Annotated in this window: 30 protein-coding genes; 4 read left to right on the top strand and 26 right to left on the bottom strand. The window is 62.6% G+C overall.

Annotated elements, in window-relative coordinates:
* Positions 1-223 precede the first annotated feature (223 nt).
* Positions 224-1210, bottom strand: a complete 987-nt coding sequence (locus NO347_RS12745) for a DUF2800 domain-containing protein (protein WP_256289953.1) — start codon at positions 1208-1210, stop codon at positions 224-226.
* Here NO347_RS12745 and NO347_RS17390 point away from each other — a divergent pair.
* Both NO347_RS17390 and NO347_RS12740 read left to right on the top strand, forming a co-directional pair.
* Positions 1091-1540, top strand: coding sequence for a DUF7534 family protein (locus NO347_RS17390; RefSeq protein ID WP_425492389.1), 450 nt, complete (start codon positions 1091-1093; stop codon positions 1538-1540). The two genes, NO347_RS12745 and NO347_RS17390, sit on opposite strands and share 120 nt — an antisense overlap.
* A 96-nt stretch (positions 1541-1636) precedes the next feature.
* The gene (locus tag NO347_RS12740; protein WP_256289952.1) at positions 1637-1849 is read left to right on the top strand and encodes a hypothetical protein; all 213 of its coding nucleotides are present in this window, start codon (positions 1637-1639) and stop codon (positions 1847-1849) included.
* Positions 1850-1913: 64 nt separating this feature from the next.
* Here NO347_RS12740 and NO347_RS12735 read toward each other — a convergent pair whose 3' ends face one another.
* The 19 genes from NO347_RS12735 to NO347_RS12645 form a co-directional block, all read right to left on the bottom strand.
* Positions 1914-2459 (bottom strand): type IV pilin domain-containing protein, encoded by a 546-nt coding sequence (locus NO347_RS12735; RefSeq protein ID WP_256289951.1) that lies wholly within the window; start codon positions 2457-2459, stop codon positions 1914-1916.
* 403 nt (positions 2460-2862) lie between these two features.
* On the bottom strand, positions 2863-4806 hold the full coding sequence (locus NO347_RS12730) for an ATP-binding protein (RefSeq protein ID WP_256289950.1): 1944 nt from the start codon (positions 4804-4806) through the stop codon (positions 2863-2865).
* Entirely contained in the window at positions 4803-5171 is a 369-nt protein-coding gene (locus NO347_RS12725; protein WP_256289949.1) for a hypothetical protein, read from the bottom strand. Before NO347_RS12725 ends, NO347_RS12730 begins: the two co-directional genes overlap by 4 nt.
* Positions 5168-5482 (bottom strand): hypothetical protein, encoded by a 315-nt coding sequence (locus NO347_RS12720; protein WP_256289948.1) that lies wholly within the window; start codon positions 5480-5482, stop codon positions 5168-5170. The genes NO347_RS12725 and NO347_RS12720 overlap by 4 nt, the downstream gene beginning before the upstream one ends.
* Positions 5482-9081: a hypothetical protein gene (locus NO347_RS12715; RefSeq protein ID WP_256289947.1), complete on the bottom strand. Its 3600-nt coding sequence runs from the start codon at positions 9079-9081 to the stop codon at positions 5482-5484. The genes NO347_RS12720 and NO347_RS12715 overlap by 1 nt, the downstream gene beginning before the upstream one ends.
* A 357-nt stretch (positions 9082-9438) precedes the next feature.
* The gene (locus NO347_RS12710; RefSeq protein WP_256289946.1) at positions 9439-10959 is read right to left on the bottom strand and encodes a P-loop NTPase family protein; all 1521 of its coding nucleotides are present in this window, start codon (positions 10957-10959) and stop codon (positions 9439-9441) included.
* Entirely contained in the window at positions 10956-11777 is an 822-nt protein-coding gene (locus tag NO347_RS12705; protein ID WP_256289945.1) for a hypothetical protein, read from the bottom strand. The genes NO347_RS12710 and NO347_RS12705 overlap by 4 nt, the downstream gene beginning before the upstream one ends.
* Positions 11774-13426: an ABC transporter permease gene (locus NO347_RS12700; RefSeq protein ID WP_256289944.1), complete on the bottom strand. Its 1653-nt coding sequence runs from the start codon at positions 13424-13426 to the stop codon at positions 11774-11776. The genes NO347_RS12705 and NO347_RS12700 overlap by 4 nt, the downstream gene beginning before the upstream one ends.
* Positions 13426-13620, bottom strand: coding sequence for a hypothetical protein (locus NO347_RS12695; RefSeq protein ID WP_256289942.1), 195 nt, complete (start codon positions 13618-13620; stop codon positions 13426-13428). Before NO347_RS12695 ends, NO347_RS12700 begins: the two co-directional genes overlap by 1 nt.
* A complete protein-coding gene (locus NO347_RS12690; RefSeq protein WP_121569222.1) occupies positions 13621-13833 on the bottom strand; it encodes a hypothetical protein in 213 nt (70 codons plus the stop codon).
* The gene (locus tag NO347_RS12685; protein ID WP_121569221.1) at positions 13830-14150 is read right to left on the bottom strand and encodes a hypothetical protein; all 321 of its coding nucleotides are present in this window, start codon (positions 14148-14150) and stop codon (positions 13830-13832) included. Before NO347_RS12685 ends, NO347_RS12690 begins: the two co-directional genes overlap by 4 nt.
* A 7-nt stretch (positions 14151-14157) precedes the next feature.
* Positions 14158-14775, bottom strand: coding sequence for a hypothetical protein (locus NO347_RS12680; RefSeq protein WP_256289941.1), 618 nt, complete (start codon positions 14773-14775; stop codon positions 14158-14160).
* Positions 14776-14917: 142 nt separating this feature from the next.
* A complete protein-coding gene (locus NO347_RS12675; protein ID WP_256289940.1) occupies positions 14918-15193 on the bottom strand; it encodes a hypothetical protein in 276 nt (91 codons plus the stop codon).
* A 1-nt stretch (position 15194) separates the two neighbouring features.
* The gene (locus NO347_RS12670) at positions 15195-15899 is read right to left on the bottom strand and encodes a hypothetical protein (protein ID WP_256289938.1); all 705 of its coding nucleotides are present in this window, start codon (positions 15897-15899) and stop codon (positions 15195-15197) included.
* Positions 15900-15917: 18 nt separating this feature from the next.
* Entirely contained in the window at positions 15918-16352 is a 435-nt protein-coding gene (locus NO347_RS12665; protein WP_256289937.1) for a hypothetical protein, read from the bottom strand.
* A gap of 39 nt (positions 16353-16391) precedes the next feature.
* A complete protein-coding gene (locus NO347_RS12660) occupies positions 16392-16742 on the bottom strand; it encodes a hypothetical protein (protein ID WP_256289936.1) in 351 nt (116 codons plus the stop codon).
* Between the two features lie 73 nt (positions 16743-16815).
* Positions 16816-18300 carry a hypothetical protein gene (locus tag NO347_RS12655; RefSeq protein ID WP_256289935.1) on the bottom strand — a complete coding sequence of 495 codons (1485 nt, stop codon included), beginning with the start codon at positions 18298-18300 and terminating at the stop codon, positions 16816-16818.
* A gap of 183 nt (positions 18301-18483) precedes the next feature.
* Positions 18484-18624 carry a hypothetical protein gene (locus NO347_RS12650; RefSeq protein ID WP_256289934.1) on the bottom strand — a complete coding sequence of 47 codons (141 nt, stop codon included), beginning with the start codon at positions 18622-18624 and terminating at the stop codon, positions 18484-18486.
* A gap of 92 nt (positions 18625-18716) precedes the next feature.
* Positions 18717-19121: a hypothetical protein gene (locus NO347_RS12645; protein ID WP_256289933.1), complete on the bottom strand. Its 405-nt coding sequence runs from the start codon at positions 19119-19121 to the stop codon at positions 18717-18719.
* 296 nt (positions 19122-19417) lie between these two features.
* Here NO347_RS12645 and NO347_RS12640 point away from each other — a divergent pair, with 296 nt between their 5' ends.
* Both NO347_RS12640 and NO347_RS12635 read left to right on the top strand, forming a co-directional pair.
* Complete coding sequence (locus NO347_RS12640) at positions 19418-19633, top strand: AbrB/MazE/SpoVT family DNA-binding domain-containing protein (RefSeq protein WP_256289932.1); 216 nt, start codon at positions 19418-19420, stop codon at positions 19631-19633.
* Positions 19634-19739: 106 nt separating this feature from the next.
* On the top strand, positions 19740-20495 hold the full coding sequence (locus NO347_RS12635) for a hypothetical protein (RefSeq protein WP_256289931.1): 756 nt from the start codon (positions 19740-19742) through the stop codon (positions 20493-20495).
* Positions 20496-20557: 62 nt separating this feature from the next.
* Here NO347_RS12635 and NO347_RS12630 read toward each other — a convergent pair whose 3' ends face one another.
* The 6 genes from NO347_RS12630 to NO347_RS12605 form a co-directional block, all read right to left on the bottom strand.
* The gene (locus NO347_RS12630) at positions 20558-21016 is read right to left on the bottom strand and encodes a hypothetical protein (protein ID WP_256289930.1); all 459 of its coding nucleotides are present in this window, start codon (positions 21014-21016) and stop codon (positions 20558-20560) included.
* Entirely contained in the window at positions 21009-21698 is a 690-nt protein-coding gene (locus tag NO347_RS12625; protein WP_256289929.1) for a recombinase family protein, read from the bottom strand. Before NO347_RS12625 ends, NO347_RS12630 begins: the two co-directional genes overlap by 8 nt.
* Positions 21699-21765: 67 nt before the next feature.
* Positions 21766-21996 (bottom strand): hypothetical protein, encoded by a 231-nt coding sequence (locus NO347_RS12620; protein ID WP_256289927.1) that lies wholly within the window; start codon positions 21994-21996, stop codon positions 21766-21768.
* A gap of 81 nt (positions 21997-22077) precedes the next feature.
* Entirely contained in the window at positions 22078-22203 is a 126-nt protein-coding gene (locus NO347_RS12615) for a hypothetical protein (RefSeq protein ID WP_256289926.1), read from the bottom strand.
* A complete protein-coding gene (locus NO347_RS12610; RefSeq protein WP_256289925.1) occupies positions 22203-22424 on the bottom strand; it encodes a hypothetical protein in 222 nt (73 codons plus the stop codon). Before NO347_RS12610 ends, NO347_RS12615 begins: the two co-directional genes overlap by 1 nt.
* Positions 22411-23274, bottom strand: coding sequence for a phage N-6-adenine-methyltransferase (locus NO347_RS12605; RefSeq protein WP_256289924.1), 864 nt, complete (start codon positions 23272-23274; stop codon positions 22411-22413). Before NO347_RS12605 ends, NO347_RS12610 begins: the two co-directional genes overlap by 14 nt.
* Between the last annotated feature and the right edge of the window lie 105 nt (positions 23275-23379).

Below are 23379 nucleotides of genomic sequence, written 5' to 3'. Positions count from 1 at the left end.
GGTGGGCGGACAGGCCGCCTCCGAAGGACGGTTCGGAATCCGCTCCGTTCCGACCGATTCCTACCTCGATATAGGTTGGCCTGTCACTTAAACGTCACCGTGGGGAACTCAGGAAAACCGTTTGAACGGTGGTCTGTTGCCCGGTGTGACGGCGCGTATCCACGGCCTGAAGGCCGTAGTATTGCGCCTGTTCCGCGTATAACCTGAACTGAGCAAGTCCCAGCTACGACTCCTCGCCTGCTGTCGGATGGAACGATGCCGCGGAGTCGAAACTCGTGAGATCGTCGATTCGCTGTTCTAACTCCTCGATTTCAGCCTGGAGGTCTGCCGTGTCCTCGTCGGTGGCGGCCAGTTGGTCTTTCAGCCCTTGCAGGCGCGTCTCTTTGCGTTCGTCGTCGACATCCGCCTTCCGCACGTACTCGCTTTCTTCGATCTCGTAGACGTCCGACTCCGAGAGCTCCGTTACTTCGAGCGCGTCGTCGACCTTGCTGGCGTCCACACTGGTCACGCGCTCACGGTCGATCCCGGCCGCTGTCAGTTTCTCCAGTACTTCGTCGTCGTCTTTCAGCGTCCGATTGCGCCGGGACGTCCGCTGGACCGACCCATACTGCCCGGAGACTGGCTGGTCGTGGTGGAGACGGGCGAGCAGCACACTCCGTACGTCCTGCCGGAGGTCGTTGGCGTTCCGTTGGACGTCCGAGAGGAGCGTGTACAGATTCACCAGTGCCGGCGTTTCCATTCCTTCGAGGTCCGTCGGATCGTGACGTTCGAGCGCGTCGATGAGAAGCAGCGCATCCGCGTAGACGGAGATATCCGGTTCGGCTCGGTCGTCCTCGTCGGTTTCGACCTCGTGGGCATCGACTAACGGAGAACTCGTCGGCGTGTCGGTTTCCGCGAGCATCCCCTCTCGGTCGTCGATCTCGAACCGCGGGTGAAGACTCAAGACCGTCGCGTAGGGTTCGGCGTCCGAGGGCAGATTGTCGAGACTGAAGCCGCCCCAGCCGTCGGTGACGTGGCCGTATAGCGTCTCGAACTGCTCGCGTTGAAGTGGGATCGTGTCGTCGTCGTCGCGGTACTCGATGAGGATGCGGTGTTCCTGGACATCCGTGATGCGGAACGGCTTTCGAGACAGCGGCGTGAGGAGTATCGCGTCCGATGGCAGCTCCTCCGCGTTTTCGAGGAGGTTGTGCCAACTCGCGCTGAATGTCATATCGTTGGTTACCTCAGCATAGCTCAAAAGCCTGCGGACGAACGCGTCACGAAGAGCGTTTTTCTCCGTACTGGCCGTGAGAAGTGGTATCTTGGTGAGCAGACGATTCTCCTCACCGATAGGACTATTCCCGAGGTTTCGAATGCCTCAGTAGTGAGTCAGTCGAACCGATCGCAGTTTGTTACATACGAATCTGCGCTGATTATACTCGGATTCGCCATTGCCGCTCAGGTATCGCCTCCGGACGTGTACAGCCAAGTACTGGCGACGCTGGTGGTCCTCGTGATCACGCTCCCGCTTTCGTATTGGTTGGCATACAGACGCCAGTAACCGCTCTGCGCACCGGCTGCGCTGAGCGACGCCTGAGTCGAGTGTGCGGTTCTTCCTCCGAAGAGTAATCCAGCGGGCCCGTGTAGTACACAGCCAATGATCGAGCCGGTGATGCTGCTGTTGATCGGTGCCCTCCTCATTCAACTCCCGATCGGCGTCGTAATGTACGTCGACGCGAAGCGGCTCAACCTCAAAAATCCTGAAGTGTACTGGCTCGGCGTCGTTGCCCCCGCGGTCGGCTTCGTCGTGATCCTGTACTACGTTTCGGAGCGGCGAAACCTCCCCACGAAGTCCGAGTCGGACTCGTAGGACGGTTCAGTACACGAAATGAGACTGGCGTCTGTCGGGTTGCCGATCGAACGACGGTCCAAATTCATCCAGCGGTCAGCGTCTCCTCGATCACGACCGAATTCGTCGGAGTGTGTACCACACGGACGGTAATCGCCTCACCTTGATCAAGCTCGCATTCGGACTTGGCGATGCGGAATGAACTGGTTTCGCCGGCCTCCCATCGTCCACCCGCCTCACCGATCGGTCCTCCCACCGAATTGTAACTGTTATCGAAGACGTCGTCACCGCTGACGTACTCGTCTTCTGGGCGCGGGTCGCCGCCGCTCGCCGGCAGATTCACTAACCGACCGGTCTTCCCACAGGCCCCCCGTGCGTCGACAACGATTTCGAGATTTGACGCCTGCAGCGTATCGCCTCCGAGGTGCGTTATCCGGACGACACCGCCACTGTCTCCCTCTTGTGGCACAAGTTCGCCACTCGACTCCCCGACGACGGGTGCCGGCGACCGAAGTTCATCTGCGTACCCGAGCGCGAACGTCGAGATCGTCGCTGCGAGCGTGACCACTATCGCGACCATCAGAACCGTCGCAATCGTCGACGAGACCGCCCGTGACGACGAAGACTCCACACGCCTCGGTATTGTGTAGTGACACTAATCAGTTTGGAGCGGCGGGTCCGCAATTGGGCCTCTGCCGTGCACGCGACAGGTACGCTGTTCTCCCTGGTCTGTATGCAGAGCCTGAATATCGGCGTACGATTTTTGTTATCATTGGTCCTCTCGCTGACTGCGGGCTTTGCCCGTTACCCAACCCACTACCGAGTCTCCGTCGCACCGCGGGCAGTCCCCATTTCCCGCGGTGTTTCCGCTCACAAGCGCCCGCCTGTCGGGGCGCTGCCGATCTCTCCCGTCTCTATATCTCTCCACTCCAAGAAACAGCGGACGGCGTGGAGTTAAACCACTCGTCGGTCCCCTCCACACGCTGGACAAACGCGTAGTATCTTCCTTGGACTCAACGACAGCCACCCGAAGATCAAAGACCGACTTCCGACGCTGTCGCTTCAACCGCTCCAAACGCCGAGTTGTTCGCCGGCGCGATCCCGATGTCGGCGAGGGACCGCTCGATCAACGGTTTCACGCGCTCGACGTCACACATCCGGATCGTGTCATCCAGCCGCGCGCGGGCGGCCGCTTCTGCGAAGCGCTGCATCGCGTCGAGCTTCCGCGCCGTCACGGGAAGCGGCGGCCCGTCGTACTCGCTATCCCCCATCGCGTCCTGGTAGCGCTCCGGGAGCGACGTCTTCAGGTCGGCGAACCACTGGGCCATCTCGTCCTCGACGTCGCCTCTCGGGACCGGTCGATACTCCTGAGCGTGTGCGATGTAGGCGGCCAGCTGGTCGCTGTCGTACTCACCTTCGACGAAGACGCGCTCCTCGTCGGTCAGCTCCTCGCCACGAGCCAGCTTCCCGGCGGCCTTCCGGGCGCTGATCATCTGCTCGGCGACGCGGACGATGAGCTCGCGCTGCTCGCGGGCCTGCATCCGCAGGATCAGATCGAACCGCGACAGTAGCGGCGACTGAAAGCCGACCTGCTCGGCGAACTCCTTGGTCGGGTCGAAGTGCCCACCGGTCGGGTTCCCGGCCGCCAGCAGCGCCGTCTCCGCCGGGAGCGTGGCGTGCTTCCCGGCCTTGTTGACGTGGACCTCCTGCGATTCGAGCGCCGTGTGCAGCGCGTCCAGATCGGAGTTGTCGCCCTTGTCGAGTTCGTCGACGACCGCGAGCCCGCCGTGCGCCCGCACCAGCGTCCCCGCTGAGATCGACCACTGGCCGTCGCTGAAGTCGTCCTTCTCGATCGCTGCAGTGAGCCCTGCGGCCGACGAGCCCGTCCCGTCAGTGAACGCCCCGCGCGGCGCGACCTCGTAGGCGGCTCGCGCCAGCACGGTCTTCCCGACGCCGGGATCACCGAGCAGGAAGACGTGCGGCTCGCCGCGGTGGTGTGCGCCGTCGTCAGTCGTCCGCGTCCAGCCGCCGATCAGCTGCAGCACGAGCGCTTCGATCACTTGCTGGTCGCGATCGCCTGCGGCCTCGAAGTTCGGCGCGAACGCCTCGCACAGCACCGAGACCGGATCGTCGGCAGCGCCGATCTCCTCGACGGCCTGCTGGTGCCGCTCGTCCTGGTAGTCGGCGATCGTCGGCTCGTCGGGCACGACCTCGTTGCCGATGACGCATTCGTCGAAGACGACTTCCCCGGTGAACAGCGGTCGGTGTCGCCCGATCACGGTGACGCGTCCACCGGACTCGACGCGGTCGGTTCCGGTGAGGTCGTCCGCGAGGTGGACGTCGATGTTCTCCGTGTCGCCCCGCGCGTCTTCGGGCGGCTGCTGCAGGCGGATCTTCTGGTAGTCCTCGAACTCCGACTCACTCCGCTTGTGGAAGAAGTACGCACTCGGGTCGCCGCAGCCCTGACAGCCCTGCGGCTCGCGAATCGACCCGAACGGCGGCTGTGGAATCCGTGCCCGGGTTCCGCAGCGCTGGCACTCGAATACAGCCTCCTCGACACGCGGCTTCACTTCGGTCCGTTTCGTGATCTGCCCTTCCAGCGCGAACAAGCGCTCGGCCTGTTTCGAGGGCGAGTAGCCGCCGACAGTGAACGTCGCACTCTCCGGGAGGTTCTCGAAGGCGACGTGGGCCTGCCCGAGCGGGCGCTCGCGTTCCGTGACCGTTGGAACGACGTCGTTGAGCGCGTCCGTGAAAGTCTCCCGCAGCGACTCGGGACGTGCGATCACGTCGGAGGCGAGCCCGCGGACGTCGTCGAGGTCACACTCGACGTCGCTTCCGAGGGCGTCGATCTCCCAGCGAGCGAGCCGCTGCCAGTCCAGCGTCAGCCGGCGCGTCTCTGGATACTCGTCGACGAGCGCGCGGATGTCGTCGGCGAACGCCTCTCGAAGTGCCACCTGGCACTGCTGTTGTCGACTCATAGCGACTCACGCTCCTCGTCAGCGGCTGTCTGGTCTCCGTCACGAGCAGCGAGCCACGCATCGATCCGCTGGCGCAGTTGCTCTCGTCCGCGCCGGGCGTCAGCACGAAGCCGGAACCAGAGCGTCTGGAGTTGTTCCTCTCGCTCCTCCAGAAGCCCGGACTGGTGACCCTCGTACAGCGCTTCGAGGATGACGAGAGCTGCTGTGAGCCCTACGAACGGGTGGATCGAGAGCCCGAGCGCGACTGGCACGCCCACGATTCCGAGCGCCTCCAAGACGGGCCGGAGTGCGTCACGCTCGTACAGCGCCATCCCGGTGCCGGTCGCGATCGCGCCGACGACACCGACAGCGATGACTCGGATCACGGCAGCAGCCCCCGCAGCATCTCGACGTCGACGTTCGTGGCCAGGTCGCTGCCGTGCTCGTACAGCATCTGCGTGTCGTTGAGGATCTGGGTGATGTTGAGGCGGCCCCAGCCAGCGGCGAGGACGATGGCCAACAGCACGGCGAAGACCATCAGGTAGCCGATGGCGTTCCGTAGCACCGACCCGACAGAAAGCAGTTTGCGGCCGTACAGCGCGACAGCTAACAGGAGCGCGACCACACCGATCTGCCCGCCGATCCCGAGGTACTGCAGCGTCCGGGTCAGCAGGTCACCGATCAGGAGCGCCAGCACTACTGCTCGCCCCCGTTATCATCGTCGTCGCTGCTGCCGCCACCTCCACTTCGGAACGAGAAGGTGTTGACCGTCTCCGGCGTCGAGGCTTCCGTCCGCCGGACGAAGATGAACCAGATAGCCAGGATCGAGGTCCCGAGGATCGCCAGGAGGGCGATCGGGAGTTGCCCGACGAACTGCTGGAGCAGTCCCGGCGAGAGGAGTTCGACAGCGCCGATAGAGACCAGCCCGCCGATCAGCAGGAACAGCCGGTTCGAATAGATCCCGAGCTTCTGGAGGCCCCACAGCGTCGCGACGAGGAGGCCGATCACCGATCCGAGCGTGATAGCCCGACCCGGCACCAGCCCCAGCTGGCCGGCGAAGAGGAACCCGCCGACCGCCAGGAGCACGGCCGCGTACGTGTTCGCCAGCACGCGCATCAGCGCCTTGTTCAGGAGTTTCAGGAGCCCGAGTCCGAGGCGACCACCGCGACGAGTGAGCCACGCCAGCAGCCGGCCACTCCCGGTGAGAACGCTCACGAGGAGGCCACCGCTCCCGCGCAGGAGTCGGCTGACGAGTCCGCCCGACGACGAGGAGCTACTCGAACCAGTCGGTCGCGATCGCGGATCCTCTGCCGGTGCTGTGGGCGGTTCACTACTACCGAAGACACGGCGCGAGACAACGACGACCGCGCCGCCACCGAGCAGGAGGACCCCAGCGATCGGGAGCCAACTCGGGACCGACATCGACGGCGTCTGGACTGAGCCAACTGCGCTGCTGGCTTGATCCCAGACGCCGGCTCCGCCACCGTCGTCGGTGGAGGAACTCGTCTCCGCGAAGATCGACAGCAGTTCGTCGGAGTCGTCGTCCTCGAAGATCGCGGGCGAGTTCGCAACGTCGGAGTCTCGCACGACACCCTGCGTGATCGAGTTCAGGATGTACTCGACGCCAGACGTCGTCCGGTAGTACTTGTAGGTCACCGGATCACCGGCACCCATCGGTCCGGGGTCGATGTCCAGCTCTGGATCCGAGCCGGCCTTCTCGACGGTGATCTTCACGTCGCCCTTCTCGGGCATCGCCATCGTCTGGATGTAGTTGACGCGGAAGTGATCGCCCTGCTTGGAGTTCGGGAGGTAGAGCCTCTGGTCGCCGTCTGCTTCGATGATCGCGTAGTCCGTAGTCGGGTAGTCACTCGACGTCGCGTGGTGGATCCGCTCGCCGTTCGCGGTCGGCCCGACGTTCACGTGGAAGCCGGGCGATCGCGAGTCGATCCGGAGCTGCGTGTCGAGTTCGTCGCCGGGTGCGGTGGCTTCGGTCACAGTGACCGCGCCGTTCGCGACGTCGATCCGGCGACCGGTCGCTCGGACGTCCACCGTCGAACCACTCGGGATGTCGCCCCCGTAGGCGTCGCTGAGGTAGACGTCGAGTGTCGTCCCGTCGAGACGGTAGTTCTGCGCGCTCACGGACTGCCACGTTCCGCCATCGATGCGGTACTCCAGGGAAGCGACCTCGACGATCCGCTCGGAGGCGAACGGGATCGTGACCTGGGCGTCCGCGGTCGCATCCGCGTACGTATGGGAGACGTTGTAGGTCTCCTCGAAGGCGGTCGTCCGGTAGCTCACCCCGATCTGGTCGGCGGCGTCGTGTGAGAGTTCGATGTCGGCCTGCATCGCCGGCGCGTCAGCGGAGAGCGAGCCGTCGGCGAGTGAGACGTTCAGTTGGTTCGATCCCTCGCGAAGCTGACTCTTCGGGATCGTGGTCTGGACGGTTTCGCCGTCGGCCAGCGTGCCGGAGTGGAGCGTGGTGGTGTTGCCGTTAAGTTCGATGGTGGGGTCTTTCAGTACTGTCCCCTCGGTGATCTCGGTTGAGACGTCCACCTGGCTCCCACCATTCGTGGAAACCGTCCACGAATCATCAGTTAGAGACGGGTCAACGGTTTGGGTGGTAGATTCGCCTTCAGATAGTAGGCCCGTATAACTCGCTTCAGCAGTCCCGTCACCGTCAATATCGATTTCAGGATCTTCGGTGAGCGTCTGTGATTGCATCGTCAGCTGATAGTCGATTGTCCCCGTTCCACTCCCAGAGAAATCGAGCGCGGTGGAGGACTGACTGAGGTCGAGGCGAGCGGTTTTCGTCTCTCCGTCAGTGAAGTCACCAAAGGAGGCCGACGCTCCAGCGCCGTCGGCCACGGAGAGTCCGTTCACCTCGTTTACAATATTCATCTGGATATCCGGGCGCTTTTCAAATGGACGATCGGTGGTGTCGACCCAAGCCCCCGACTTGACTGACGATGGAGAATCGTCCGTCGCGATTGCGAGATAATCTTCCGCTGTGTCCCCACTTGTTCCGCTCGCCAGAATCTGGAGCGTGTATGTGGAGCCAGCACTGACCTCGTATTGCGTGTCTGTGGTGATCGTCTGGGTCCCGGTCGACCACTCAGGGTCCCACCCTGATTTGATCTGTGTCCCTTGTCCGTTGAGAAAGGCACCAGCGTCTGAGGTCACTTCGCTGTAACTCTTCTTCGCGATGTATACGTCGAAGGTCACTCCATAGTCGCTTCCCGCTGTGCCAGAGATATTCAGAGTGATTGAGTCAACAGTCCCGTCCGTCTTCGGCTGAAATTGGGCGAGCCCATCGACGGGGTCCTCGTACCCGGCGGACATATCGTCACCCAGGTACGGTTCGGACGAGTCAATCGTTCCGTCACCCTGATCCGTTAAAATCGAGTGAATCGTGCTGCTTTCGTGTGCGGTCACGGCGATCTGCGGGTTGTTCCCGTTTCCGTCCGTCGGTTGAACGTTCCCTCCGGGATCAAGCGATTCCGTCGCAGTTGGAGAAAGCCCGCTCCCAGATTGATTTTGCCACGTCGAGATCGTGTGCCCGGTTAGAACCACCTCCGCGGAATCTTCCACGTCGATGTTGCCTGCGATATCTGCCGAGACCGTCTGGCCGTTCGTCGCCGCGGAGACTGCTATCGAGTCTGTCTCGGTGCTTTTGACACCAGTTGTGTTTATCGTGACACCGGACGCTGAATCGTAGTCAGACAGCTCCCACTGCGCGGACGTGCCGGTGGTCGCGCCGGTCATCGAGATGTCGACTGCTCCGGAGAATGTCACTGTGTTCGACGAGAAGCTCTCGATCGTCATCACAAGAGAGCCATCCTCGTAGGTCGCTTCGGAGCGCCAGGTCTCGCCCGAGGAGTGCGTCCCGCGGACGGTCTCGGGCGTATAGCCGAGTGCTTCTCGCAGTAGTCCGGCGTCGACGGCGATCTCCCGCGACTCGTGGTCGGCGCTGTCGCGGAAAACCAACGCCATCTGGCCGCTACCAACGACGTTCGCGTCGGTTCCCATCACTTCGTCAGCGTGTCCGGGCGTCGTCGCGATCACTTCGAGCGAGTCGGCGTGGCCGCTCGACGCGAGGACTGCGCCTTCGAGGTCAGCTGCCGAGACCGGGATCGACTCGCCTTCTGGGACTTCCTGGGTAATCTGCGAGTCGGCGACGGTGACCATTCCGCTGGGCGCGGCCGCAGCCGAGCCAGCGAGTGCGCCGCCGAGCGCAGGCGCTACGAGCGAGAGCGCGAGCACGAACGCGAGCACCGCGGACGCGATTCGCCTGCTCACGCGCACACACCTCCGTTACGCGCAGCGAGCGCGTGTGAATTCAGCGCCCGCGCAGGCGTGCGGTTGCCGCGCCGGCGCGCACGCTTCCGGAATTCATATCGCCCGCGGGCGGCCGCTCGACCGTATATAAATGCGCCCGCGAGATCACGCCCGCCCGCACGTTGGACCGCACGCGGTGGCCCCCCAACGCGAGGGGGGCCCTCTCGAACATAGTCTATATACGCGCGTGCGTAGCGACTCGGATATCTGAGAGGTTCGGCGATTTTCCCCCAGATTCCGGCCGGCTCCCGCCGGTGGGCCCTGCACTTAAAGCCCCGAAGCGATCGAAGCAGAGCGCGATCTCGTTGATCGAGTTGATCAATCATCCGCTCCCACCCCCCGAATGCCGTTGGCCGAATTGGGGGTTTCCCCGTCGACAGGGATGCGCGCCACGGTGATCTGGCCGGCTTCCCCGGTCATCGTGAGTTCTTTGCCACCCGGAACGTCCTGGGGTTCGTCGAACTCCAAGGCTTCAATCGGGGATTCGAGCGGGTCGAGGACGGTTCCAGACTCCACTGAGAGCTGTCCGGAACCAGGATCCTTGACGACGAGGCGATGTGCGTGGGCGTTCTGCCACTCGGCGAAGATCTGGTCGTCGAACTGCAGTTGGAGATCTGCTTCCTCGTCGACGTCGAATCCGGTCTCGGGTTCGTCGACGCGGATCTTCAGCCAGCGGTGCTTGTCCTCGGGCTCGAATTCGATCTCTTTCCAGCTGAACCACGTCGCACCCCACTCGGCGTAGCAGAGGCCGGTGCCGACGTCGAAGCCACTGATCACGTCGGACTCCATCGGGACGGTCTCGAAGCCGACCGGGATCGAGGACATCCGTGAGGTCCGCGGATTTGGTCGCCCGTCGGGCATCGAGATGCGCCAGTTCCACTCGCGACGGCCCTTGTGGTGGATGTTCTCTTCGTGGTGGATCGCCCCGAACGGGGAGAAACCCACGCGTCGGGAGTCCGACATACACGAGCGGAACAGCGATATTTTGTCGTACGTCCGATTGCCGTCGCTGTTCTTCGCATCCTCCGGGACGAGGTCTCCCAGTTCGTCGAACACTAGCGAGAGCCACTCGTAGTGACTCGAGTGCTCGATGGCCGCGAGGATGAACGCAAACCACCAGTGCTGTAGTGGGGTCGGTGACTCGTTTTCGTCTGTTTCCCAGGAGGGACGGAAGGGAAGCGGCTTTTCGGCGCCTGGGCGGTTCGTCTCGGCGGTGAGTTCCGTGCAACCGCTGAAGGTCGGGTCCGGGTAGACAACGTTGATCGTTCCCGCGGGCCCCTCGCCCAGCTGCTCGAGGAGATCGAGCGGGTCCTCGTAGGTGAAGACGTCGCGGACGACGTCATCCAGGTTCTCGACGTCGTCGGTCGGGGAGTCTCCGCCCTCAGTCATCCACGTCGCGTCGACGTCGGCACCCTCGGGGAGCCACAGCGTGACCCAGCGCTTCAGCCGCAGCCACTCTGAGCGCATCGGAGAGCCACGCCAGACGACAATCTCGTCGTTTTCGTCCATCAGTCGTGCGGTAATCTGGCTTAGGAGTGTGGACTTTCCACAGCCACGCTGCCCGACAAGTAGTCCACCCGTACCACCTTCTGAACGGGTGCGCTCGGCGTCGTGCTCGTGGATCAGCAGGTCCGGGTAGACGATCCGAGACGGTTCCTCGCCGTCCTTGGTGAAGTCCGAGATGTCCAACTGACCGATGCCGTATCGGGTGCGTATCTCAGCGGCATCCGTCGGTTCGTCTTCGATCGGGTATTTGCGATTTGACTGGTAAGTTTTCTCTCCCCAGTCACGGTCTTCTGGAGCGCTCTTTTCGGTCGGAGTGAGTCTATTGTTAGTCATCCTGAAGGGATATGCATCTCTTTGTCTCGTTCAGTCGCCGCTTCACCTGTGTCAGCCGCTAACTCACGGACGGCGCGGTTCGTTGCGGGCAGAAGGTAGCGGGCGGCCAATTGCTCGCGCTCGCGGGCGTACGCTTCAGTCTCGCCCAACGCGACGCGCCTGCCCGCGCGCTTTTGAATGAGTTCGAAGTCGAACTCCTGGCCACCTGGGACGTTCTCGATCTCCCCGAGCGTGTCGTAGTCGAACTGGTGGACCCAGTTCTCGAGCTCCGACAGCGAATCGAAGCCGTCGAACCAGCGCTGGAGCCGAATGCGCTGGCGCTGCTGATACTCGTCGAGAGCTGGCCGGAGGACCGAGTGCGGTGACTCGTCGGGATCCGGGGCCGGGTTCTCTTCGTCGACGTACTCGTTCGCCTGCGTGCGGAGAGTCCGCAGCGCCTTCCGGCAAGCCGGGCGAAGATACTTCGCCGCCTGTCGGTGACGCTCACCGGCCCGCTGCTCGGCTGTGAGGAACGACCGCGGGTGGTGTCGTCGTCGGGCTTCTGCGTTGTTCAGACAGCACGCAACGGTGACGTCCTGCGTTGGTAGCAGGTAGTACACCCAGTCGGCCACGCGCCCCAACGTGCGGTACTGGAACGTATGCAGCCACTTTAGCAGCGCTTGCCTCGAAGCAAATCCGTCTTCACGGAACGTCTGGAGCGCTTCGAGCTGCTCCTCACGCAGGCGGTTGAGCGCCGGGCGACGAGCGTCCGGCTCCTCGAGGGGTTCGGTCTCAGGTTCGACGTTCCAGTCGGCAGCCGCAGAGGGTTCCGAGCTCACGCTTCGGTCACCCCCTTCGCCTCGTCCGACCACAGATCGTCGAGCCCGTCCGGATCTTCGCGCTCGTGAGCGCGCTTGATGAGCGCTTCCGCGCCCTGCTCCTCGATCATTTCGAGGATGTCTTCGTGGCGGTTCTTCTCCGAGCGGAGTTCCTGGATGAGCCCCTCGAAAGTCTGGTACTCTTCGAGCGACTTTTCGAGGTACATCGCGGTCGCGTAGGCGTCCTGGGCCTGCCCAGTCGCGGGCAGGATCCGCGCGGTGCCGTTGTGCGCTTCGGTGTAGATCAGCGCGACACCGACCACGCCAGCCAGCACGGCCACGATCGGGCCGACGAGCAGGAAGAACACGGTCGCCGGAATCGCGAAGACGACCACTGCCTCCAGGAGGCCGCCGATGTCGAAGTTGCCCTCCTCGTCGTAGATCGGCGAGCGGAAGTTGAAGTGCTCGCGTTTGACGTCGACGAGGGAATCGGCGTCCGTCGCGATGAACAGCATCTTGTCGGCCGGCGAGTTGTAGAGGTCGATCTCGGAGTTGATCCGAGACGCCCCAGCCAGCACGGCCGCGCCGCCGAAGACACGCGCGAAGAACGCCCGCAAGCCCGTCGGGATCACCGCGAGCGCCCCGCCGGCAGTCTTGGTGATCTTGATCGTACGGAACTGCCCAGCGATGCCCTCACGGGCGATGTCACCGGAAGGCGTCTTCTTCGCGTCCGTGTCCATCCGGAAGAGCACGACGCGCCTGACGCCGTCCTCGTAGCGTTCGAGGAAGACGATCCCGACGAGCCCGCCGACGAACAGCGGGACGGCGAACGGTAACGCGACGATGATGCCAGAGAGCCACGTCGCGGCGAACAGCAACCCGAAGAACGTCGCGAATCCGAGGATCACGAGCCACGGCATAAGCCCCCACTGCGGGCCGGCTCCGGCACGACGGATCGCGGCCGGAACAACGAACCCGGCGAGAGCAGTCGTGCCGAGTGTCGGGAAGACGATCTGGATGAGTGCCCGCTCCCAGAACCCGCCCTCGGTAGTGATGAGGATGTTCTGAGCGAACGGCACCGAGTGATGGGTGAAGTGCCAGCGGACGTCCGGATGACCCTCGATCCACATCGTCACCTGCGTCGGCTCGGAGTGGCTCGGCAGCGAGATGTTCGCCCGCTCGCGGTTCTCCTCGATCGTGAGGTTTTGCCGCGCGACCGTCTGGTTGACGGCGACCGTCTTCTGGATCGTGCCGTTCCCGTTCGGGGCAGCGACTTCGCGCTGCTCGGCCTCCCAGTAGACGATCACGAGCGTCTCGTCGCTCTCGGGGCGTCCGTACCGAATCGAATCGAGGTTGACGCGATCGCGCCGGACGGTCGTCCCGTGTTCGAGGAACTTATCGGTCGCGTGGAGCAGCCCGACGCCGTCGTAGCGGACGGCGAGCGACGTGTACGTATCGAGTTTGCGGACTGAGTCTGGTGAGTCCGGATCGGGTTTCGTGCCCTGTCGCCGCAGCTCGTCGATCGTGTAGCCCGCGTCGGCCTGGGTGGGCGATGTCGCCTGCATCGGCCGCTGGTCGGCCGACAGATCAGCGACTGCCGTCCCGACACCCATCCCGACAGGGCCGACGAGCAGGAGGATCGCGAGCGATGCGAAGGCGAGTCGCCGCATCAGTCCAGCACCATCCTCCCGCTCTTGTAGACGGCCGCCAGTGCCACGATTAGCGCGAAGCCCAGCACTGCGAGCGGCATCTTCACGCCCACGAGGCCCGTGACAGCTCCACCGACCGCGCCGGTCGCCACCAGCGCTGCGAAGAAGACTGTCGGAGCGATCAGCAGCACCAACAGCCAACGCCAGAGGCGCATCTACTCGCTCACCTCCGGAGCAGAGTCGTCGGTCGGAGTCTCACCGACCACGCCGGCCTCGACGACCAGCGCGAGCGCCAGTACGAGCGGGAGTGCGACCCACAGCAGGATCGCCGGTCCGCTCCCGAACAGCGTGACGAGCGCGCCTGCGACGCTCGCGAAGCCGACCAGAATCGACGCACAGAGAGTCGCGACGTCTTTCCGGCGGGTCACGACGACACCTCCCGCTTGTTGAGGATCCACGCGAGAAGCACGGGAACGAGCAGCGCGACACCGAGGATGGGTCGCCGGAGAATCTCCGGCGAGAGGAACAGGCCGGCCAGTCCAGCCAGGATGGCGAACGCCATCGTCCCCGACGCGAGGAAACTGATCGTGCCGGTTTCAGAGGTCATTTGCGACCGGACGGAGGCATCTTCGCCGTTGCCGCGGAGTCGCCGGACGAGCCAATACAACATTACCACGACCAGCAGACTCGCCAGTGCAAGGCGGGCCTGCGGGCCGATCGTGAGGGATTCTGTCTGTAGTATCATTGTCTTGTTAATCTGCGTAGGTCACCCCGACTGCGAGGACGAACACGAACGCGATCGTGCCCGCGATGAGCGCTGGTGTCTGGTACTGTACCGGGAGCGTCCCGCCGACGAGCGGGAGTGAGCCGCCAGCGCCGAGCCAGCCGATCCCAATCGCGCCGATATTCGACGAGATGAGCGGGACGTCGGCGACGACCTGGGCGACGATGCCCGCGACCTCCGCGCCTTCGCCGGCGAGGATCACCACGAGCGAGAAGCCCAGCGAGATGCCGAGCGTCCCGATCGCTACCCACGTCGAGAAGAGTCGCTGCAGTCGTCTGGAGACGCTCCGGGCGATCGTCTCGGGATTCCCCGAGGACGCCCACCAGGCCTCCAGCACCATCCACGCGAGCATCAGCAGCGCGACGCCGACGATGACGGGTCGCTCACCGAGTCCGAACGTCGGGATAACCGACACGTTCCACGGGAGCAGCAGCGAGCCGAGCAGGCCCACCAAGAGCACGCTCAACAGGAACGGGATCGACGGCAGCCGTCCCTTCTTCACGTAGGCGAGCCCGAACAGCACGACCATCAGCAGGAGGATCAGGAGCCCGCCGAGGATCGCACCGAGAGTACCGAGGAGAGACATCAGCTACGGCCCTCCTGGAAGCTGTCTGATTCGTTTCGGTGTGTGTTGGTGCATAGTGATTGGATCGGTTGTCGGGAGACTGCGGCCGCTCTGTGGCCGGATCGACAGAGGTTACCCCCGGTAGAGCGGGCTGCAGTAGTCGTCACGCTGTCCCTCCATCCGTGCGCGTGCGCCAACGGAGCCAGAGCCGGCGGACGAGGAAGACCAGGTAGGCCCCCGCGCCGATCAGGATCAGTTGCTGTTGGACGGACGGGTCGGTGTCCAGACTCGGGAGGATCCGAATCGAGAACAGCGACCAGCCGGCAAACAGCGTCCCCGCGTTGGCCGTCAGAAACGGGACCAACTGCTGGAGACCCAGGGCTCCGAAGAACCCCGTCGCCCACGCGAACGGCGATTTCAAGATGTCTATTACGCTCATTCTATGGTCTACTCACTGGTGCGGCCGCGATGATGATGCGAACGAGCCAGAACAGCCCGACAGTCATCCCGAGTCCGAGCAGGAAGAGGATCGCCGGACCGGCGAGGCCACCGTCGCTCGGGATAGACGTCCAGACCGTCTCGATGCCCTGCAGGAGTTGGATCCCGCCGAGACCGAATTCGTCGATCAGGACGTCAGCGACGTAGCCCGGAATGTCCACGAACGAGAACAGATCGCACTCGTTCGAGGAGCACCACGGGACGTTCACCGAACTCCCGTCGACGGTGATCTGGCCGGGGACCTCGAAGCCAGCAATCCACCGGGTAAGGTTGATCCCCAGCAGCAACGCTGTCAGGACGTACCCGACAAGCGTCGAGAGCAACACCCCCAGCACGAAGCGGCGGGGGTTGTTGACAAAAACCTCAAGGTCGCTCCAAACGCTGCCGAAGTTCCCCGGGAGGGAAACACCGGAGCCACCGTCTCCGTCACCGTCTCCACCACCACCGGGCAGATTTCCAGAGGCACCACCTGCAGTGCCTTTGTCGCTCCCACTATCGCCGATGTCCCCCTCTGCACGAATGAAGAGAGACTCCAAGATCTGAGAGCGAACTGCGCTCGGGTGGCGGGATCGGTCTACTGCTGCCGATGCGGAGGCGGCAGTTGGCGGCGGCGACCGTCCATTGAGAGCTGCGATCAGCAGCTTCATCACCGCACCTCCAGCGGGTCACAGCGCATACTTGCGCACCCCCCAGAACACGGTTGCCAGTGCGATGATCAGCGCAAAGGCGAGCAGAAAGCCCAGCGCTGCTTCCGAGACTGAGGCTTCTGCGCTGTCGAAGACGGTGTCGACGTAGTCTCCTGGCCCATCGATCGAGGTGAGGTCCATCCCGCGCAGGATCCACGTTCCATCGCCGAACAGCACCGCGATCAGGTCGTTCAGGAAGTCGAATCCTGCGTCGACGAGGTCGCTGAGTGCTTGCGCGACCGCGCGATAGTACGCGATGATCCCGTAGAGGACGGCCATCAGACTTGAGCCGGCGGCCGTCTTCGTCAGCAGTCCGACTTTTATGCTGGGTATGCCACCGTCTTCCTTCCCGACGCGGTCGAAGATCGACCCATCATCGCCCCAGTTCGTGAGGTAGCGGTCGCTATCGGCCACCGCGATCACCTCGCTGTCGGGGGACTGATGGTGCGATCATTAGTCTGCGTCGTCTGGACCGAAGAACGGAACACTTCCCAAGAACGGGACGTCCTGGTCGGTGAGATCCTGCCAGACGCTGTAGAGCCACGCCAGCACGAGGACGATCAGGAACGCGAAGATGAACCCCGCCGCCTCGTTGCTCAGCCACGTCTCCGTACCGGTCTGACCGGCGGAGAGAAGCCCTGAGAGGCCGCCGATGAAGTTCGTGTTGAACAGCGAATCGAGTTCTGCGAAGAACCCAGTGGCGAAATCACCAAGCCCCGCTGCAGTCGCCCGAACTGGCGCGATGATCACGTAGATGGCTGCCATAAACACGCCGCCAGAGCCGCCCGCAAGGAACTTCGTCATCGAATCAGCGTTGCGGGCTCTGTCGACCAAAGTGCTGGAGCCGGGGACATCACTGTCGCTCGAACTCATCGGCTCACACCGCCTTCCGAGCCTTCCGGAGGTAGTTGCCGATGATCGCCACGATGCCACCGACGCCACCGACGATCGCGCCCCAGATGCCGCCGTTACCACCGGCGTTGCTGAAGAAGCCGCCGCCACCGCCGGCGGGGCTCTGCTGCATCGCCGTGACGTCATCCTGGGTCAGCCGGAGCTGAGACCGGACGACGATCTCTTGACCGGGCTGGATCGTGTCGTCGAGGACGTGCGTCTCGTTTTCACCCGAGAACTGTCCCGTGACGTCCGTCCACGCCGTGTTGGAAATCTCCGAGAACTTCGTGTCGGAGGTGCCTTCGGCGACCTCCACGCTCACGTAGCGGTCGCTCGGGAGCGACTGGTTCACGCGAAGCGAGAGGCCCTGGTGGCCCAGATCGTACGCTTCAGGCACGGACAGGCGCGTGTAGATCGTCGCCTGCTTGTCGTAGGCGGGGTAGGTGTTGCCCGCGTCGGAGACTGTTGCCTGCGTGTCCGAGGCCGGCAGCGCCGAGCTCGTGTAGTGGACGGGGAAGCGCAGGTCGTGGACCGTGACGTTGTTGTCGCCCGAGAAGGTCGGCCCGAGCGAGCCCATCGAAGCGATCGAGACGTCACCGATCGGCTCGGTCACGGTCACGGTCTCCCATTCGTCGTCGGCGTTCTGGTAGTGGTGATCGCCGAACTGCCACTCGCCAGTCTTCTCGGCGTTCAGTGCGAAGATCGACGCGTCGACCGTCCCGGTTTCGGAGGTGACGCTGATCGACTCGATATCGTTGAACGTGCCGTCCGAGCCGCTGACGGAGTTCGTCGTCAACTGGCCGAACTGCTCCTGCCAGACGTACGTTCCGGTGCCGTTCGCGATGACCGCCGCGTTGCCCGTGACGTCCTGGGAGGTGTTGATCGTCGCCTGCTTGTAGTCGCCGTCGGCGTCGGTGAAGTTCACGTTCACCGTGCCGTCACTGGAAATCGAGTGGACGACCACGCCGATCTGGCCGAACTTCTTGTTCTCGTCACTCGTGACCGAGAAGTTCGAGAACGACGCGGAGTCGCCCGCGGCCGACGTCGTGATCTGGACGGCCTCGACGCCAGGCCCGGTTTCGGTGTCGGAGACCGATGCACCTGAGGTCGTCCACTCGCTCGCCGTCAGCGCCGACACGTCGCTCTTGTCGTGCGGGAAGGCTCCGTAGTCGGCAGCGTCGATCTGCGCGGGCGAGAAGGTATAGACGTTCGGTTGCGAGTCGGTTTCGTTGACGATGGCGTCGAGACTGGCCTGTGAGCCGTCATTCGCTTCGTAGGTCGTGACAGCCTGGCCGGTCGGGTGCGCTGCTTTCGTCAGCTGGTCCTCGTTGATGTACGGCGAGGGTGTCGCACCGTTCCCGAAGACGACCGTGCCCGCGGCCGCGCCCACGCTCGAGAATAGCACGAGCGTAACGAGCGCGATCGCGAGGCCACGAGCGCCGATGCTCGGGAGTCGCTCGCGGAGGCTCATCGCGACCCTCCGTCAGAAGCTGGGTGTGATCGCTGCCGATGCCACTGCCGATACTGCGTACTGGATTTCATTTGTGAACTCCGAGAAGTCGCTCTTTGAGTCGCCGTGCTTTCGTCCGTATGCGGCCCTCGTGGGCCTGTTTGCCTGCGTCGTGATGTTGGTAGGAATCCCAGGATGGCATCCTCAGAAGTGCGCCCGCGTGTCGGGCTGCGGGAGGCCCTGTCTGTACTGTCGCTTCGGCCACGTGCGTCGGAGACGGGCGATGTACTGCCGGAACTCGTCGCTTGCGGCGAGGCCGATATCGACTTGGCTGGCGTCACTCATCGGCCTCCTCGGCATCAGAGAGCGCTCGTTCCTGCCGATCGCGCTCAGTCTGCTCGACGTGTTGGCGCAACTGCTGCGTCTCGTCGAGCAGATCAGTCACGGTCGGGCCTCCGGTACTGTAGGAAGAACGTGACCGCAGCGGCCGCAGCGAACGTCACGATCGCGGCCGTTCCTTCACCGACGCCAACGAGATAGCCCGCAGCGGCGTAGGCGAATGCCATCACCGTGAGGATGATGTTGCGGTTGCCAGAGCTGAGCCCGAGGCCGTACTGGCGCATCGTCACGCGATCGCGGACGAAGCCGCCATCGGTCGCGACATCTTCGTCGGTGGCGTCGGTCGCCTCGAGCTCGTCCGCTTCGTAGACGACTGCCGTCTCCTCGGGGACGCCGACCATCGGCGGGTCGTGATCGAGGTCGACGGAGACGTTGCCGTCGAGTGAGTCTGCCTCGATAGCCGTGACTCCGCCGTTCTCTCGGACTGCGACCTCGCCAGTCACAGCGGCCTCCCGGCGTTATCGAATTCTTGCCACGTGGCAGACGGTTCGACACGCTCGCGTTGCTCGGAATCTGTTCGCCTGTCGTCTCGGCCCTCCTCGTTGTCTGAAAAGGAGGGTTTCGGGGCGGAAGCCCCGCGTTTTCCAGTCATAGTCTGGCTCCGACCGGTGATCCGGAGCGACCGGGCCGGCCGTCGCCTCGAAAAGGCCGTCTTTTACGGGTAATGGTCCGTAATTTGCCGGATCCGATCAATCTGTACAAATGACTCTTTTTGTACAGTCAGTACAGACTATACAGTATGAGCACCGAAACGGGAGCCAGCAAGAAGGGGCTCGAAGAGGACATCCAAAAACCGGTCCGAGTCGCTGGCGGAGATTCCTATCGGATCGTAATCCCAAAAGAAGCTGTTCGCCAGCTCGACATCAAGCCGAAGGAGACGCTCTTCGTCGAGGGAGAAGAAGGCGAGTCATCGCTGACTGTTCGAAAAGCCTCTGAGATTTTTCGGAGCGACTGAGCAGCGTTATCAATTTATGAGGCCGAAAGACTCTGTTTGGTCCCCGGGCTGAAAATGAGATCTATTTTGTATTATCAACGAGTCTTCCCGATTAGGAGTTATCGGAATGACATCTCCGAAGCAAGTGCTGACGAAGATATTCTGTGACGACCCAGATCAACGTCTTGAAACCCGAAACGACGATTATCCGTCTGAGAAATTGATCGTGGACGCCGTCTCTGCAACTCTGGATGACCATCCATCAGTGTGGGTCAATCAAGAAGTGAATTTATGGAGTCAGAAAGCTTCACAAAATGGTAGACTGGTTAAGCCACAAGAAGCCCTCAGAGAGTTGGGTCATCCGCTTCAGCCAGATATTGATCTCCTCTGTGGTAAGCTCACCTCTGAAGGAAGGCGCCCACCGTTTGTAGGTATTGAAGCCAAGTATTTTGGAAAGTACAAGGGAATTGATGACTACCAACTTCTTCCAAAGCGTGTTGATCCAGATGGAAACCCGATGGGTGGATACTATAGTGGACTCGGCCAAGCGCTGTCACTCGTTTCTATGGGGCTGGACTTCGTTTATCTTTGGCACGTATTCGAGATTCGCGAAGACATTTTCGCCTTCGACTCGTCAGATGGCAAGTTAGATCGAGAAATGATCGCCCATCACCGCGATATATTAACTACCTATACGGATCAAGTGATCGAGATCCTCCGAGAGTACGACTTACCAATTGGTTATTTTGCCCACGGGTTGGTTCCGAAGTACGAAAATCGCCTTCTTCGAATCGCCTCATACCCACGAGAGGATATCAAAACATCCTCAAACGATTCCGATACCCCAATCCGAAAACTGCTCTCGCAGACAATATTAGAGTAAGGAACAGGGTCGCTTAAATCGCCAGTAACTCGTCCGACTCTCCCCGTAGACCCGGACACCAGCTACCGTTTGAAGGCAGATAAATCAGGCTTCGGAAGGTCGGATTCGCGTTGTAGTTCGATTCGGGTGCGTGTTATCGTCTCTTCGTCGGTCTGTTCGAGCACCCTGTTCTGTTTTTCAAGCTCGTAGGTCCGTTTTACCGGCCTATAGATGCCGTCGGAGGTGAAAACGTAGACGTCTTTACCCTTTTTGAACGGAATCTTTCCGCCGTTGCTAAGAGACGTCCCGCCCGAGTTCGTTTCACACTCCACGAACACCTCGATTCCGTCAGTTGAAGCGTAGATGTCAGTGTTCCCTGATGCGCGATCGCTGGATACGTGATGCTCGTCTTCGATATCGTCAATTTTGAATCCTTGGCTGAGAAGCCAGTAGACAACCAACCCTTTGAGTTTGACGTGGTTCTTTGATTCGTTTCCGAGCCTTTCTCCGACGTACGGAAACGGGGGTGATATCTCAGTCATCGGTACTCAGCGACGGGTCTTCTTTGAGGTACACGTCCTTTCGATCGACGATGTTCCGCACTGTCGACCGTGCGATATCCGCGTGTCGTGCCGTCGAGCGGACGCTCTCGCCGGCTTCGATGCGCTCGATGACTGCGAGCGCCGTGTAGAAGTTCTCGTTCGGGATGAGGTAGCCCTCAGAATCAGTATCGAATCCGTACGGCGGCCGGCCAGTGTGCTTTCCGGCTGCCTGCGCCGCTGCGAGTCCGGCTATGGTTCGCTGTTTCGTCATCTTCGCTTCCAGTTCCGCAGCGATCCCAAGGAACTGCAGCACGAGGCGGTCGTCGAAGACGCCGTCGTCGTCGCCCTCGCCGATCACGAGGCCGGCGTCGATGATGTGGACCGTCACGTCGTGGTCGTCGACGAGCTGGCCGATCGTCTCGTTGAGGTCGCGCATATTCCGGGCGATCCGTGAGACTTCCCGAACGATCACGCGCTCGAACTCGTCGTCGGCTGCGCGGTCGAGGAGATCGCGGTAGCCGGATCGGTCCGTGTTGGTCCCGGTTGATTTGTCTCGGATGATCTCGATCGACGCTGGTTCGATGCCGAGCGTTTCGGTGGCATACTCCCACGCCGATTTCTGTTGTCCTTCGAGCGACTGTTCCTCGGTGGAGACCCGAGCGTAGATGGCTGTTTGAGACACAGAAAGAACCACCACCGGGCAGTTTATAAAAAGTCAGACTTTCCGCCAGTCTGTTTAGAACCCTCCGCTACTCGCCACCTCGATCTGACGAAGATTCGACAGCGTCGCCTTCGTTCCACACCTCGACGATTGCCTCGATGCAGTCGGCACAGACCATTCGGTGTGCGTCGACACCGCCGCTGAACTGAATCGTCGTCACCGGTTCGAGGTCGTGGATCTGACGCCCGCAACGATCGCACTCCGATGGGCGCATCCCGACGCTGCTCACGCCGACCACCTCCGGCCGCACGTCCGGCACTCGAAGACCTGCAGCTTTCCCCACGTGCGCTGATTCTCTCGCGATCGGATCACGAGCCGCGCATTCGACGATGTACAGCACTCAGCCATCGTACCGACCTCCGCTCGGGAGTTGGCCGTGCGAGACGAGCAGGTGCGTGCAGTCCGGGCAGTAGTCGCCGTCGTCTTCGACGTGCTCGCGACACCCGTAGCTTCGACACCACGGCATCAGCGATCGCCCCCGTCAAAGAGGTCTGCGACGAACTCAATCTTCTCCGGCACGTCGTTGAGCAATTCCTCGAGCTCGTCGCCAGAGATGCCGGCCGGTCCCTCGACTACGATCGAGACGTCGCCGCGGTCGACCGTCGCCAGCACGCGATCGCCGACCACGTCGACATCGACCACCGCGGGCGGCTTCGAGGTCGTCGTGGCGTCACTACGCGTCGCCATCGCTGACCTCCAGGTACCGCCGGCAGTACGCACACTGCTGTTCAGCGTACGGTAGCCGCCCGTTGATCGCCTCGCAGTAGTGCGAGACTCCGTCTCCCAGTCTCTCACCGCCGTCCGTGACGAGCGTTGCTTGTGGTGTAGGGTCCACGACCTCCCGGCCACGGATCACCGCTCCGAGTTCGTCGAGCGCGTCGACGAGAGCGTCCGGCACCTCACCGTAGACGGCGATCGCCATCTGGAACGACGGGTTTCGGTCCTCTCCCTCGAAGGGGATTCGGCCGGGACCGACCAAACAGAGCGCGTCAGCCGCGAGCAGATGCTCGTGGAACCAGTGTGCCGACGTGTCGGCAGGGAGCAGCACGACGACGCCGTCGACGGCGTCGCGGTTCGCCTCGTTCCGGGCCTTCCGGAGCCATCGATCTTTCGCCGATCCGTCGCCGTCAGTGGCCCACGGCGGGTTACAGAACACCCACCCGTGCCACGCCTTCGAGAGGCCATCGTCTTCTTTTGTGAACCGCATCGGCGCGATCGGCGTGGACTCCGCACCGCTCGCGGGATCCACGTCGAAGCCGTCGACGGCGCGGGCGAGCGGCCGCCAAATCTCCGGCGGCGTCGCGTACTCGTTATCGTTGGGATCCTGTTCGTGCCCGCAAAGGACGTTTGAGACGCCCCCGTCCGTGACGAGAGTCGTCTGTCGCCGCCCTTCGTCGCAGTCGCAGTCATTCCAGTTGAACACGAACTCACCACAGTCCTCGCAGACGTCGCCGTGTCCCACCTCGATGAGACTCTTCTCTTTGTCGGAGAGATGATCGACACCTCGCTTAGGTCTTGCATTCTCGTTTTCAGACATCTTCATCACCCCACGGTTTGCACTGCGCGTCGAGCGGATGGATCGAGCCGCAGTCGGTGCAGTAGATGATCTTCTTTTCCGGCGGTCGTCGCGATCGTGTCGTAC

Source organism: Halobellus inordinatus (genome assembly GCF_024464655.1).
GTDB lineage: Archaea > Halobacteriota > Halobacteria > Halobacteriales > Haloferacaceae > Haloquadratum > Haloquadratum inordinatus.
Note: the sequence above shows the minus strand (reverse complement) of the source record. Positions and strands in the feature narration are given on the sequence as shown.